Annotated in this window: 16 protein-coding genes and 1 pseudogene; 5 read left to right on the forward strand and 12 right to left on the reverse strand. The window is 63.3% G+C overall.

The genetic code is table 11. The features are described from left to right. Window positions 1–184: 184 nt before the first annotated feature. Window positions 185–562 (reverse strand): hypothetical protein, encoded by a 378-nt coding sequence (locus P6U23_RS01550; protein ID WP_407181745.1) that lies wholly within the window; start codon window positions 560–562, stop codon window positions 185–187. Window positions 563–706: 144 nt separating this feature from the next. Further along, window positions 707–1,507 carry a hypothetical protein gene (locus tag P6U23_RS01555; RefSeq protein WP_407177871.1) on the reverse strand — a complete coding sequence of 267 codons (801 nt, stop codon included), beginning with the start codon at window positions 1,505–1,507 and terminating at the stop codon, window positions 707–709. Window positions 1,508–1,622: 115 nt separating this feature from the next. On the opposite strand from P6U23_RS01555, the gene P6U23_RS01560 reads away from it, so the two are divergent. After that, window positions 1,623–2,657 (forward strand): aspartate-semialdehyde dehydrogenase, encoded by a 1,035-nt coding sequence (locus P6U23_RS01560; RefSeq protein WP_407181746.1) that lies wholly within the window; start codon window positions 1,623–1,625, stop codon window positions 2,655–2,657. Window positions 2,658–2,685: 28 nt separating this feature from the next. Further along, a complete protein-coding gene (locus P6U23_RS01565) occupies window positions 2,686–3,234 on the forward strand; it encodes a TIGR00645 family protein (RefSeq protein WP_407177872.1) in 549 nt (182 codons plus the stop codon). Window positions 3,235–3,332: 98 nt separating this feature from the next. Here P6U23_RS01565 and P6U23_RS01570 read toward each other — a convergent pair whose 3' ends face one another. Next, on the reverse strand, window positions 3,333–3,983 hold the full coding sequence (locus tag P6U23_RS01570) for a carbonic anhydrase (RefSeq protein ID WP_407177873.1): 651 nt from the start codon (window positions 3,981–3,983) through the stop codon (window positions 3,333–3,335). 105 nt (window positions 3,984–4,088) lie between these two features. Here P6U23_RS01570 and P6U23_RS01575 point away from each other — a divergent pair, with 105 nt between their 5' ends. Further along, window positions 4,089–4,967, forward strand: coding sequence for an HpcH/HpaI aldolase/citrate lyase family protein (locus tag P6U23_RS01575; protein ID WP_407177874.1), 879 nt, complete (start codon window positions 4,089–4,091; stop codon window positions 4,965–4,967). Window positions 4,968–5,065: 98 nt separating this feature from the next. Here the strand turns inward: P6U23_RS01575 and P6U23_RS01580 are convergent. The 4 genes and pseudogenes from P6U23_RS01580 to P6U23_RS01595 form a co-directional block, all read right to left on the reverse strand. Then, window positions 5,066–5,483 (reverse strand): annotated as a pseudogene (locus P6U23_RS01580) (hypothetical protein). Window positions 5,484–5,543: 60 nt separating this feature from the next. Continuing rightward, window positions 5,544–6,353: a hypothetical protein gene (locus P6U23_RS01585; RefSeq protein ID WP_407177875.1), complete on the reverse strand. Its 810-nt coding sequence runs from the start codon at window positions 6,351–6,353 to the stop codon at window positions 5,544–5,546. Window positions 6,354–6,424: 71 nt separating this feature from the next. After that, window positions 6,425–7,030, reverse strand: a complete 606-nt coding sequence (gene leuD, locus P6U23_RS01590; RefSeq protein WP_407177876.1) for a 3-isopropylmalate dehydratase small subunit — start codon at window positions 7,028–7,030, stop codon at window positions 6,425–6,427. 68 nt (window positions 7,031–7,098) lie between these two features. After that, complete coding sequence (locus P6U23_RS01595) at window positions 7,099–7,497, reverse strand: metallopeptidase family protein (protein WP_407177877.1); 399 nt, start codon at window positions 7,495–7,497, stop codon at window positions 7,099–7,101. 143 nt (window positions 7,498–7,640) lie between these two features. Here P6U23_RS01595 and P6U23_RS01600 point away from each other — a divergent pair, with 143 nt between their 5' ends. Next, the gene (locus P6U23_RS01600) at window positions 7,641–7,937 is read left to right on the forward strand and encodes a hypothetical protein (protein ID WP_407181747.1); all 297 of its coding nucleotides are present in this window, start codon (window positions 7,641–7,643) and stop codon (window positions 7,935–7,937) included. 181 nt (window positions 7,938–8,118) lie between these two features. Beyond that, window positions 8,119–8,364 (forward strand): hypothetical protein, encoded by a 246-nt coding sequence (locus P6U23_RS01605; RefSeq protein WP_407177878.1) that lies wholly within the window; start codon window positions 8,119–8,121, stop codon window positions 8,362–8,364. Window positions 8,365–8,501: 137 nt separating this feature from the next. On the opposite strand, the gene P6U23_RS01610 is transcribed toward P6U23_RS01605, so the two are convergent. The 5 genes from P6U23_RS01610 to trmD all read right to left on the reverse strand — a co-directional run bounded on the left by P6U23_RS01610 (window position 8,502) and on the right by trmD (window position 11,957). Continuing rightward, the gene (locus P6U23_RS01610; RefSeq protein WP_407177879.1) at window positions 8,502–8,732 is read right to left on the reverse strand and encodes a hypothetical protein; all 231 of its coding nucleotides are present in this window, start codon (window positions 8,730–8,732) and stop codon (window positions 8,502–8,504) included. A gap of 99 nt (window positions 8,733–8,831) precedes the next feature. Beyond that, window positions 8,832–10,238 carry a 3-isopropylmalate dehydratase large subunit gene (leuC, locus tag P6U23_RS01615; RefSeq protein ID WP_407177880.1) on the reverse strand — a complete coding sequence of 469 codons (1,407 nt, stop codon included), beginning with the start codon at window positions 10,236–10,238 and terminating at the stop codon, window positions 8,832–8,834. A 77-nt stretch (window positions 10,239–10,315) separates the two neighbouring features. Continuing rightward, complete coding sequence (locus P6U23_RS01620; RefSeq protein ID WP_407177881.1) at window positions 10,316–10,531, reverse strand: hypothetical protein; 216 nt, start codon at window positions 10,529–10,531, stop codon at window positions 10,316–10,318. A gap of 160 nt (window positions 10,532–10,691) precedes the next feature. Next, window positions 10,692–11,081 (reverse strand): 50S ribosomal protein L19, encoded by a 390-nt coding sequence (rplS, locus tag P6U23_RS01625; RefSeq protein ID WP_407177882.1) that lies wholly within the window; start codon window positions 11,079–11,081, stop codon window positions 10,692–10,694. 120 nt (window positions 11,082–11,201) lie between these two features. Next, the gene (gene trmD / locus P6U23_RS01630; RefSeq protein WP_407177883.1) at window positions 11,202–11,957 is read right to left on the reverse strand and encodes a tRNA (guanosine(37)-N1)-methyltransferase TrmD; all 756 of its coding nucleotides are present in this window, start codon (window positions 11,955–11,957) and stop codon (window positions 11,202–11,204) included. Window positions 11,958–12,004: the final 47 nt, after the last annotated feature.

Consider the following 12,004-nt stretch of genomic DNA (forward strand, 5'->3'; position numbering starts at 1 on the left):
CTCTCAACCGGACAGCCGTGGGCTCGTCCCGGGCATCCACGTCTTCCTTTTCGGCGCGACAAACGTGAATGGCCGGGGACGAGCCCGGCCATGACGTCAGTCTACTGATGGATTCCGCGGTATCGCGACCAGCCCAGGCGCTCGCGCTAAGGGTCCCGGCTTTCCGCCGGGACGACCCTAAGCCTCAATACAGCGGGAACGTGGTCGGGTACCAACCACCCAGATCAGACGGCGGGTTGAGCGGCGCTCGATCGATCGGGCGGTTGTTGTTCTCGCGCGCGAACGACGGGAAGCCGAGCTGCGGCGGGTAGGCATAGTCGGTGAACTTGCGGTCGCCAGGCAGCACCTCGGTGCCGGCATCGAGCCAGGAGCGCTTGGAAATATAGAGACGCGTATGCGGGCCCTGCTGGACGACCACGTTGGGACCGCCCGGGCCATAGGTGACACGGCCATCCCTGTCATATTTCAGTTTTTCGGCGTTGGCCGGGGCAACGCCGGTGGCTGCAAGGGCGCCCGCTGCCAAAAACAGCGCGAGACCAACGGCTCCGAATTTCCTTCTCATCATGACGTCCTTGAACTGCAAGCCAGGCGGATGGCCAATTCTCTGATTGATTTGCACTTTATCTGCTGGCGGGCGATCCCCACAAGGTCAATCCGGCCACACCTTGGAACATAATGCGCGCCTGCTAGCGAAAGTTGCAGCCGATCAAAGCGCACCGCGCAGATGCGGATTGTCCGCCTCCGTGATCCAGTCGGACGCCGCCGTTGCGCCGGCCGGCCCGCAGCCTTGCCGCCTGAGCTCGGCGCGCGCGAACAATTCGGCCAATTTCGGCTCGTTTCCAGCGCTGAGCAGCGTCAGCCGGTCCAGCATGCAGGCAATCGCGCTGCGTCGCGCCGGCAGGCCATCGCCCTGGCAGGACCAGCCCGAGAGGCGCAAGGCGGCATCATCGTGCGTTTTGAAAAAGCCCAGGCACGCGCCTGCGCCATCCCGGACGTTCTCGCGCGCAAGCAGCGCAATGGGACCGAATTTGCTCTCGATCACGCCGGCGGCCTCCAAATCGGCGCGGCCGACGGGCATGCGGGCGGCAAGATCGGCCAGCGGCGGCAGCGCGGAGAAGGCCTCGCCGCCGAACCGGTAGATTTCGAGCTCGGCCAGCGGCCGATCGGCCTCGCCGATCCAGCGGAAGATATCCCTGCGGCCGCCCTGCGGGTGCCTAAGGATGGTGTAAGTACCTGATTTTTCGTCCGGATTGAGAACGCTCAGGGCGAAGGCGGGTGCCGACCGGTCGGCGACGCTCCAGTCCGACCGGGGCGCCTCTCGCGAGCCCGAGATGTCAGGCAGTTGCTCCCAAAAATGGACGGCGAGGATGGCGACCAGCGCCAAGGTCCCCACATAGGCGAACAAGCGCGCCACCATGGCGCAGATTTCATCGGCAAAGCTCGTCAGCGCCGGATCGAATCGTGTCGAGAACGGGGAACTGGCCGGATCGGCCCCAGACGGTCGCATGAAAGGCGCGGGCGGCATGGTAACGTTGTGTTGAGGCTATTTCTCGCATAGAAGCGCGTCCGCTTCTCTATCCGCAGCAAGCCGAGGGCAGGCATTTTTCGTCGGAGAGTGAATGATGGGTTACAAAGTCGCAGTGGTCGGCGCGACCGGCAATGTCGGGCGGGAAATGCTCACCATTCTGGACGAGCGCAAATTCCCCGCCGACGAGGTGGTGGCGCTGGCGTCGCGCCGCAGCGTCGGCGTCGAGGTCTCCCATGGCGACCGGACGTTGAAGGTCAAAGCGCTCGAACATTACGATTTTTCCGACGTCGACATTTGCCTCATGTCGGCCGGCGGTTCGGTGTCGAAGGAGTGGTCGCCGAAGATCGCGGCCAGCGGCGCCGTCGTGATCGACAATTCCTCGGCCTGGCGCATGGACCCCGACGTGCCGCTGGTCGTGCCCGAGGTGAATGCGGATGCGGCCGCCGGCTTTACCAAGAAGAACATCATCGCCAATCCGAACTGCTCCACGGCCCAGCTCGTGGTCGCGTTAAAGCCGCTGCACGATGCGGCGACCATCAAGCGCGTGGTGGTGGCGACCTATCAGTCGGTCTCCGGCGCCGGCAAGGATGCGATGGACGAGTTGTTCTCGCAGACCAAGGCCGTCTACACCAATGACGAGCTGATCAATAAGAAGTTTCCCAAGCGTATCGCCTTCAACGTCATCCCCGAGATCGACGTGTTCATGGAGGACGGCTACACGAAGGAAGAGTGGAAGATGATGGCGGAGACCAAGAAGATTCTTGATCCCAAGATCAAGCTCTCCGCGACCTGCGTGCGCGTGCCGGTCTTTGTCGGCCATTCGGAAGCCGTCAATATCGAGTTCGAGAAGCCGATCACGCCAGATGAAGCGCGCAGCATCCTGCGCAAGGCGCCCGGGTGCCTCGTCATCGACAAACAGGAGCCCGGCGGTTACGTGACGCCTTACGAGGCGGCCGGCGAGGACGCCACTTATGTCAGCCGCATCCGCGAGGATGCGACGGTGGAGAATGGCCTCGCTCTGTGGTGCGTGTCGGACAATTTGCGCAAAGGTGCCGCGCTGAACGCGGTTCAGATCGCGGAGGTGCTGGTCAACCGCAAGCTGCTCACCGCCAAGAAAAAGGCGGCCTGAGGCGGGTCGGGGAGGGAGCCGGAAGCACATGTCTGAGCAGACGGTCCCTTCCAGGCCACATCCGGTGCTGAGGGGCATCGGGCGGGCCCTTGAAGTCACGGTGTTCAACAGCCGCTGGCTGCTTGCTCCCTTCTATGTCGGCCTCGTCGTCAGCCTCGCCGTGCTGTTCCTCAAGTTCATCAGGATGCTCTGGGAGTTCATCCTGCATGCTCCCGGCGCGAAGTCCACCGACACGATCCTCGATGCCCTGTCATTGATCGATGTAACGCTGGTCGCCAACCTGATCCTGATCGTGGTGTTCTCCGGCTACGAGAATTTTGTCTCGCGTATCGATACCAGCGGCAATCGGAACTGGCCGACATGGATGACCATGATCGATTTCGCGGGGCTGAAGCAGAAGCTGCTGGCCTCGATCGTCGCGATCTCCGCGATCCATGTGCTGGAGGCTTTCTTGAACATCGACGCGGCCTTCGACGCCACCAGGATGACCTGGCTGGTCGCCGTGCATCTGGTGTTCGTGATCTCGGCGCTCCTGCTCGCGCTGTCCGACCGCTGGTCGGCGGAGAGGGGGGAGTAGCGCCGTAGGGTGGGCAAAGCGAAGCGTGCCCACCACCCTTTACGCGTGCTTTGAGTTGGTGGGCACGGCGCCTGCGCGCCTTTGCCCACCCTACGCAGCTACGGCAGTTCGCTGCCCGCCGCGCTCCTAAATTCCTTCGTCTGCTTGTCCAACACGAACAGCGAGCCCTCCGCCACGCCAAAATAGGCGCCGTGCAATTGCAACTGGCCGCTCTCGACTTTCGTGCGGACGAAGGGAAAGGTCATCAGGTTTTCCAGGCTCCGGAACACCGCCGCCTTCTCGATACGCACCGTGAACTGCTGTATCGTTTCGTGCGCGCGTTGCTCGACGACTTCGCCGGGCTTGATGAACATAGCCATCCATTTGCCGATGAAGTCGCCCGGCGACAGCGGTTCGCTCTTGTCGATGAGGGCACGAATGCCGCCGCATTGGGCATGTCCCAGCACCACGATATGCTTGATGTGCAGCACGCTGACGGCAAATTCCAGGGCCGCGGAAACGCCGTGCGCCGCGCTGTCGGGCTGGTAGACCGGCACGAGGTTCGCGATGTTGCGCACCACGAACAACTCGCCGGGCCCGGCGTCGAAGATAACCTCCGGAGATACCCGAGAATCGCAGCAGCCGATCACCATGACCTCGGGCGATTGGCCGCGCACCGACAATTCCTGATAGCGCGACTGCTCGATCGGCAGCCGATTGCTCCGAAAGGCCCGATAGCCCTCGAGCAGCTTGTTCGGAAACGTGATCATGGCCCAATCGCATAGCCCAATACGGTGAGGCTGAACAAGCCTTTCGATTGGGCAGGCAAAATGATATCGCCTCGGCTCCCAGCCAATATCAGAGGAAACCAAGCCATGACCCGTCCGCGCCGCAGCCTCTTGTTCATGCCGGGATCCAATGCGCGGGCGCTGGAGAAGGCGCGAAACCTGCCGGCCGATGGCTTGATCCTCGACCTCGAGGATTCGGTGGCGCCGGACGCGAAGGCCAAGGCGCGGGAGCAGATCGCGCAAACCCTAAAGCTCAAGCCGTTCGGCAAGCGCGAGATCCTGATCCGCATCAACGCCCTGGACACGCCCTACTGGCGCGAGGACATCGCGATGGCGGCGCAGGCCAGGCCCGACGGCATTCTGGTGCCGAAAATCTCCAGCGTCGACGACCTCAACAGCGTCGGGTCGCGCTTGGCCGAGGCCGGCGCGGAAAGCTCGCTTGCTGTCTGGGCGATGATCGAGACCGCGCGCGCGGTCTTGCATGCGGATGAACTCGCGGCCGCAGCGCGTGACCCCAAGACGCGCCTGGCCGGCTTCGTGTTCGGACCCAACGACATTTCGCGGGAAACGCGTATCAAAATGCTGCCGGGGCGGTCCACGATGATCCCGATGATCACGCATTGCATGCTCGCCGCAAGGGCGCATGGCATCGAAATGCTCGACGGGCCGTACAGCGATTTTTCCAATGTCGAGGGTTTTGCGGCGGAGTGCCGGCAGGCGCGCGATCTCGGCTTCGATGGCAAGACGCTGATCCACCCGAGCCAGATCGAGGCCTGCAACGCCATCTTCACGCCCCCGGCGGAAGAGGTGGCGCAGGCGCGCCGCATCATCGCGGCCTTTGAATTGCCGGAAAATGCCGGCCGCGGCGCGATCTCGCTCGACGGGCAAATGGTCGAGCGGCTCCACGCCGAGATGGCTAAGCGGACCATCGCGATCGCCGATGCGATCGCGGCGATGGGGAATTAGAGCATGATCCGGAAAAGTGTGGAGCGGTTTTCCGAAAAGATCATGCTCAATCTAAAGAGCTAAAGCGCGATGACGCTTCAACTCGATCTCATCGCGCTTTAGGCAGCCTTCACGTTCTTGCCGAGTTGCTCGATCGTCGGCGCATTGAGGCAATAGTCTCGATAATGCTCGGGCGCCGTTCGGGCGTCGAGATCGTGGTCGCACTCCCGCTTGTGCTGGCATAGCGCGCAGGACGCGCTCCATGTCGCGCAGGAGCAGCGGCGCGCTGCTGGCGAGATCGCCCTCGTCGATGCCGAGCGTTTTGAGTAGCTGCGGCAGCTCATCCGCGGCATGCGGTCCCTGGCGAACCAACTCGTCGAGGTCGTCGGGGGAAACTCTCAGATCGCTGGCGATGCGCGCGAACTCGTTGCGGTCGAGCTGGCGGATTTCGTTCAGCTCGCGGCGATGCTTGAGCCAATCGGCGAATGTGCTCAGCAACTGCTCGATCCTCGGATATGGCTTGCTGTGCGCGGTCATGATCGCCTCCGGTCATGATCGCAATAAACCACGACCGGATCGACGCCCCGTTGCGCTGGATCAAACCGCCGATTTGCAGGTACCAGTGCCGAAGCGGTCAACCGCCCAGGCATAGAGGCTCCCCGCGACCGGCGGCAATTTGGCGCGGCCTTTGGCGGACAAGTGAAACCCGATGATATCGGGATCGTTGATGAGAGCGGAAAAGTCGGACGGCTCGAAAAAGCGCTTTGGCTTGTCGTGAACCGCATAGAACGATTTTCGCGGCAGAGCACAGCGCAGCTCGTCATAACGGCGCACCAGCGCCGTGAGCGCGGCGGGACCGTAGAGCGCAAGGCGGATATCGGAGATCCGCTTGGATCGGCCGGTCAGCCGATGCCATGCGAAGGTGAGGCGATGGCGGAGCGCGAGCCAGTCCGGCTCAAGCTCGTCCTGCGCCATCAGCCTTTCGAACGCACCGACGATCGGATCGTTCGGCGGCAGATAGAGCACCGAGTTGCCGATCAGGTGCACCCGTTCCCAGGCGAAATAGGGCTTTGCGGGATCGATCTCGACGGGTCTCAGCAGCAGCACGTCGGCATCGAGCCACAGCCCCGCGCGAGCCGTCATCAGGCGCATGCGGAAGAAATCGCTGAACTGCAGGGTCGTCCAGTCGCGCCAGCTCCCGTCGGGCTGGGCGGGGCGCAATTTCTCCGAAAAGGCGTGCGGCAGGATCGCCTCGGCCTCGGTATTGCCGACGCCCTCCGGGAGGCCCGGAATGGTATCGAAGCTGTAGACCGTGACTTTGTGGCCGGCCGCAATCTGCGACCGCAGGCAGGTCTGCCGCATCGGATCCAGCGGACCGTGCCAGAAGGTGACGATGTCGGGCAACATGCGTCAGCTAGGGCGCGATGAGATGAAGCTGAATCGTCATCGCGCTCCCGCAGGCGAAGCCGGCAAAAGGATCACGCCCAGGCGCGTTCGCGCTGGAGTTTGGCCTCATAGGTGTCGATCGAGGACTTCTTCTCCAGGGTGAGCCCGATGTCGTCCAGCCCGTTGATCAGGCAATGCTTGCGGAACGGATCGATCTCGAACTTCACCTTGCCGCCGTCAGGACCGCGGATCTCCTGGTTGGGCAGGTCGATGGTCAGCGTGGCGTTCGAGCCGCGCTCGGCATCGTCGAACAGCTTGTCGAGATCCTCCTGGCTGACGCGGATCGGCAGAATGCCGTTCTTGAAGCAGTTGTTGTAGAAAATGTCGCCGAACGAGGTCGAGATCACGCAGCGGATGCCGAAATCGAGCAGCGCCCAGGGCGCGTGCTCGCGGCTCGAGCCACAGCCGAAATTGTCGCCGGCGACCAGGACCTTGGCATTGCGATAGGCCGGCTTGTTGAGGATGAAATCCGGGTTCTCGCTGCCGTCGTCCTTGTAGCGCTGTTCGGAGAAAAGCCCCTTGCCGAGCCCGGTGCGCTTGATGGTCTTGAGGTACTGCTTGGGAATGATCATGTCGGTGTCGACATTGATGATCTTCAGCGGCGCCGCGACGCCTTCCAGCGTGGTAAACTTTTCCATCGTTGCACTTCCCGGGTGGGTTCTGGGACAGGCCGATGATTTATCGTGAATACGCCCAATAATAAAGGCTAATCTGCCGCGGCCTCGATCTCGGCCATGTCGTCGTCCGACAGCCCGAAATGGTGGCCGATTTCGTGAACCAGCACGTGGCGGACGATATCGCCGAGCCGCTCCTCATGTTCGGCCCAATAGTCCAGGATCGGGCGGCGATAGAGCCAGACCATGTTGGGCAGCCGCGCGATATCGGCATGGCTCTGATGCGGCAGGCCCACGCCCTGGAACAGCCCGAGCAGGTCGAATTCACTCTCGCATTCCAGCTCGTCCAGCACCTCGTCGGTCGGAAAATCGTCGACGCGGATGATCACGCCTTCGCAAAGGTCGCGAAACCGCGCAGGCAGGCGCTCGAACAGTTCGTGCGCCATGGTTTCCATGTCGGCGAGCGAGGGGGCTTTCAAATCGGTCCACATGGCCGCTCTGTTTAGCGCGCCTGCCGCGACTTGGCACCTCGCTTTTGTGACGGGACTGGCTGGGAGGGAACGCGGATGCTAGAAGCTTGGGCCAGAGGCGAGTCTGGGTGGACGCGATGAAGGCAATCGGGGCGACGGTGTTGATGGTTCTGGCGGGGGCGCTCGTGCTCCCTGCGGCGCAGAGCCATGCGCAAAGCGCGACGACTGATCTTCGCATGGCGCAAGCGGCTCCGCCGGATGAGCCCGCACCGCGGCACGTGCGCCGGCCGACGGCGCGGCTGCGCGTTTACCCGAATTACCAGGAACCGCCCGAGGTCGCTCCGCGCTATTTTCCGGGGCCGAATGCGGTGCGCGAATGCAACGCGACCTATGTGCAGGAATATCGGCCGAGCGGCACCGTGATCGTGCCGCGCATGAGCTGCTACTGGCGTCCCGGCTAGCGTCTCAACGATTAACGTCGCAAGCTCCACTGGGTGCACGTCGCGAGGATGTCAGCGGCGAAGCTGGCATCTTTGCGGCGCAAGCGTTCATTCACCGTTCAATTCGCAAAGCCAAAAATCCGAATCGTGACCGCGTCGCGCAATCACGCGTCGTCGTCACGACATTGGGTGGAGAACAGGAATGAACGTAACAAAGATCTTGGGGCTTGCCGGTCTCGGCGCATTGCTGGTGTTGAGCGCTCCGGTCGAGCGCGCGCAGGCATTGTCGTTGAGCAACCCAGCGGCAGTGTCGGCCGTGCAGGACGGAACGAGGCTGACCACCGAGGTGCATTGGCGTTATCACCGCCATTGGCATCGGCCTCACTGGCATCGCGGTTGGCACCGTGGCTGGCATCGCCGCCACTGGCACCACCACCACTGGCGCTGACGATCAGCCCGGTCTTTGCTTTCTCGTCTGACCAACAATCGGCCCGCCATTGGCGGGCCTTTTTGCGCTGGCTATGGTCGCGGACGCCATTCCGCAGCGATCCCGAAAGCATCGCCCCGGAATCATGGGATGCGCCGCTAAACCCAGTCTTTGAACTTCCAACCCTTCAGCTTCATCTTCCAGGGCGTCAGGTTTTCCAAACGCCACTGCGCGAAACGGCCGGGTGGCCAATTGCTGAGCCGCCGCTCTGGTTGCGGCGGCTCCTCGGGTTGTTCGATCACGCGCTTGACGACGCGGGCCTCGACGCGGCGTCGGTTCTGCCGCGTCGCATCCCTGATCAAGTCGACATATTCAGGCTTGCTCGCCATCGTCACTCCTTGCGCCGAAGCGCCTCGCGTCCCGGGCCTCAAGCCTGCGGGCGCTTGTTTAAGGAGTTGTTGCGAAAGCCTGTCGACTTGAAAAGATGGTTAGCGCCAATCCCTCACATCGACGAAATGCCCCGCAATGGCCGCGGCCGCGGCCATCGCCGGCGACACCAGATGGGTGCGGCCCTTGAAGCCCTGGCGGCCCTCGAAGTTGCGGTTCGAGGTCGAAGCGCAGCGTTCTTCCGGCCTCAGCTTGTCCGGGTTCATCGCAAGGCACATGGAGCAGCCCGGCTCGCGCCATTCGAAGCCGGCCTTGATGAAGATCTTGTCCAGACCCTCGGCTTCCGCCTGCTCCTTCACAATGCCCGAGCCGGGCACGATCATCGCATTGACGCTGGCATTCACCGTCTTGCCTTCGGCGATCTTGGCCGCCGCGCGCAGGTCTTCGATGCGGCCATTGGTGCAGGAGCCGATGAAGACGCGGTCGAGCTTGATGTCGGTGATCTTCGTCCCCGCCGTCAGCCCCATATATTTCAGGGCGCGATGCTTGGAGAATCGCTTGGCCTCATCCTCGATCTGATCGGGATCGGGAACGATGCCGGTGACGGAGACGACGTCCTCGGGCGAGGTACCCCAGGTGACGATGGGCGGCAGCCTCGCCGCGTCCAGCCTGATCTCGTGGTCGAAATGCGCGTTGTCATCGGAGCGGAGCGTTTCCCAGTAACGCATTGCCGCGTCCCACGCCGCCCCCTGCGGCGCCTTTGGGCGGCCGCGCAGAAAATCGAACGCTTTCTCATCAGGCGCAACGAGGCCGGCGCGCGCGCCGCCTTCGATTGACATGTTGCAGACGGTCATGCGGCCTTCCATCGACAGCGACCGGATCGCCTCGCCCGCATATTCCAAGACGTAACCGGTGCCGCCCGCCGTGCCGATCTCGCCGATGATGGCGAGGATGATGTCCTTCGCGGTCACGCCCTCGGGCAATTTGCCGTCGACGGTCACGCGCATGTTCTTGGCCTTTTTCTGGATCAGCGTCTGCGTGGCGAGCACGTGCTCGACCTCGGAGGTGCCGATCCCATGCGCCAGCGCGCCGAACGCGCCGTGGGTCGAGGTGTGACTGTCGCCGCAGACGATGGTGGTGCCGGGCAGCGTAAAGCCCTGCTCAGGGCCGATCACATGGACGATGCCCTGGCGCCTGTCGAACTCGTCGTAATATTCGATGCCGAAGTCCTTGGCGTTTTGCGCCAGCGCCTTGATCTGCTCAATGCTTTCAGGATCTGGATTCGGCTTGCTGCGATCGGTGGTCGGCACATTGTGGTCGACGACGGCCAGCGTCTTCCCCGGCGCGTGCACCTTGCGGCCCGCGACGCGCAAGCCCTCAAAGGCCTGCGGCGACGTCACCTCATGCACGAGATGACGATCGATGTAGATCAGGCAGGTGCCGTCTTCGGCCTCGTGCACCAGATGGTCGTTCCAGATCTTGTCGTACAGTGTAGTCGGTTTGGACATGAGCATCAGCTCCAGGCGGGACTTGTTGTGAGTGATTGAGGCGCGACAGCGCGCCGGTCAAACGAAATCGGCTAGCGTCAAAACGCGCGCGTAAGTTCCGACGTGGCGGAGGTCGCGAAGCGGCCGAAGAAACGCCCAGGCAGGCGCGAGCGATCGTCGATCACGACGCGCCGGCAGGCCATGCTGGTAGGGTTTAGAACCATTTCAGACTTATATAGCACGCGATTTTGGAAGCGCGATATGCGTTTGGAATCGCTGCCGCTGCGAAGACCGGGCGATTGGTCCTCGGTCATTCCGGGGCGCTCGCAAGGCGAGCGAACCCGGAATCTAGAGGTTGTGGCGCGAGAGTCCGGATTCGCGCTCGCGCGCGCCCCGGAATGACGGCAGGAGGTCGCAACAAAAAAGCGCGGGGCCGGCCCCGCGCTTTGATCAAATCTTGAAGAACTGTGCCGCTTACTCGCCGACGGCGGCGGCGCGGTCCTGCTTGTCCTGCTTCTCGACGATGCGGGCCGATTTGCCGCGCAGGTTACGCAGGTAATAGAGCTTGGCGCGGCGCACCTTGCCGCGGCGCACCACCTTGATCGAGTCGATCATCGGCGACAGCACCGGGAACACGCGCTCCACGCCCTCGCCGTAGGAGATCTTGCGCACGGTGAAGCTCTCATTGATGCCATGGCCGGAGCGACCGATGCAGACGCCCTCATAGGCCTGCACGCGGGTGCGATCGCCTTCAACCACCTTGACGTTGACGATCACGGTGTCGCCGGGCGCGAAATCCGGGATTTCTTTTTTGGCAGCGAGTTTCTCGTACTGCTCTTTTTCGAGCTGTTGAATCAGATTCACGGCTAAATCTCCATCGGCGGCGCGCCCGGCGGCTTTAAGGAAAGCGCGGGCCTGCGCGGTCGTCCTTTATCCTGCGACTTCTCGGATTGGGCGCTCCTATACGGCAAAGGTGGGCGTTTGTCACCCGTCTGTCTTGTTTTTTCTGCCGGCTGCCGCATCGCCATGCGCGGCCCAGAGATCCGGCCGCCGTGCCCGGGTCAGGGCCTCTGCCTCGGCCCGCCGCCAGGCCGCAACCTTGGCGTGGTCGCCGGAGGTCAGGATTTCCGGGATCGCGCGGCCCTCAAAGAGCTGCGGGCGGGTATATTGGGGGTATTCTAGTAGGGAGGCGGAGAAGCTTTCTTCGGCGGCCGATTGGGCCTTGCCCATCACCCCCGGCAGCAGCCGGACGCAGGCATCGATCAGCGCCATGGCAGCGATTTCGCCCCCCGAAAGGACGAAATCGCCGATCGAGATTTCCTCGAGATTGCGTGCCTCGATCACCCGCTGGTCGACGCCTTCGAACCGGCCGCAGACGATCAGAGGGCCCGGCCCGGCCGCGAGTTCCCGCACCAAGGACTGGGTCAATGGCCGACCGCGCGGGCTCATGAGCAGCCGCGGGCGGTCGGGGGCGACCTCGGCCGCATCGATCGCGGTCGCCAGCACGTCGGCGCGCAGCACCATCCCCGGGCCGCCGCCGGCCGGCGTGTCGTCGACGCTGCGGTGCCGGTCGGTGGCGGAGTCGCGGATGTCGCGCGCCGCCAAAGCCCACAGGCCGGTGGCCAGCGCCTTGCCCGCCAGGCTGACGCCGAGCGGTCCCGGGAACATGTCCGGAAATAGCGTGAGGACCGTCGCCTGCCATGCAGGGCGGTCGTTCTGGGATGTGGGCGAAGCCGTCATGGTGGCAAACTGGCCCGACGCGCGCCGGGCGTCAAATCGGCCTCAAA

This window comes from Bradyrhizobium sp. STM 3562, assembly GCF_045571435.1.
Classification (GTDB): domain Bacteria; phylum Pseudomonadota; class Alphaproteobacteria; order Rhizobiales; family Xanthobacteraceae; genus Bradyrhizobium.

Bases quoted from the DNA above. Each gene is read 5' to 3' on its own strand.
- P6U23_RS01605 (WP_407177878.1), top strand. From the start codon at position 8,119: ATGAACGTAACAAAGATCTTGGGGCTTGCCGGTCTCGGCGCATTGCTG.
- P6U23_RS01600 (WP_407181747.1), top strand. From the start codon at position 7,641: ATGGTTCTGGCGGGGGCGCTCGTGCTCCCTGCGGCGCAGAGCCATGCG.
- P6U23_RS01585 (WP_407177875.1), bottom strand. From the start codon at position 6,353: ATGTTGCCCGACATCGTCACCTTCTGGCACGGTCCGCTGGATCCGATG.
- leuC (WP_407177880.1), bottom strand. From the start codon at position 10,238: ATGTCCAAACCGACTACACTGTACGACAAGATCTGGAACGACCATCTG.
- P6U23_RS01575 (WP_407177874.1), top strand. From the start codon at position 4,089: ATGACCCGTCCGCGCCGCAGCCTCTTGTTCATGCCGGGATCCAATGCG.
- P6U23_RS01595 (WP_407177877.1), bottom strand. From the start codon at position 7,497: ATGTGGACCGATTTGAAAGCCCCCTCGCTCGCCGACATGGAAACCATG.
- trmD (WP_407177883.1), bottom strand. From the start codon at position 11,957: ATGACGGCTTCGCCCACATCCCAGAACGACCGCCCTGCATGGCAGGCG.
- P6U23_RS01560 (WP_407181746.1), top strand. From the start codon at position 1,623: ATGGGTTACAAAGTCGCAGTGGTCGGCGCGACCGGCAATGTCGGGCGG.
- P6U23_RS01555 (WP_407177871.1), bottom strand. From the start codon at position 1,507: ATGCGACCGTCTGGGGCCGATCCGGCCAGTTCCCCGTTCTCGACACGA.
- P6U23_RS01565 (WP_407177872.1), top strand. From the start codon at position 2,686: ATGTCTGAGCAGACGGTCCCTTCCAGGCCACATCCGGTGCTGAGGGGC.
- leuD (WP_407177876.1), bottom strand. From the start codon at position 7,030: ATGGAAAAGTTTACCACGCTGGAAGGCGTCGCGGCGCCGCTGAAGATC.
- P6U23_RS01620 (WP_407177881.1), bottom strand. From the start codon at position 10,531: ATGACCGAGGACCAATCGCCCGGTCTTCGCAGCGGCAGCGATTCCAAA.
- P6U23_RS01550 (WP_407181745.1), bottom strand. From the start codon at position 562: ATGAGAAGGAAATTCGGAGCCGTTGGTCTCGCGCTGTTTTTGGCAGCG.
- P6U23_RS01610 (WP_407177879.1), bottom strand. From the start codon at position 8,732: ATGGCGAGCAAGCCTGAATATGTCGACTTGATCAGGGATGCGACGCGG.
- P6U23_RS01570 (WP_407177873.1), bottom strand. From the start codon at position 3,983: ATGATCACGTTTCCGAACAAGCTGCTCGAGGGCTATCGGGCCTTTCGG.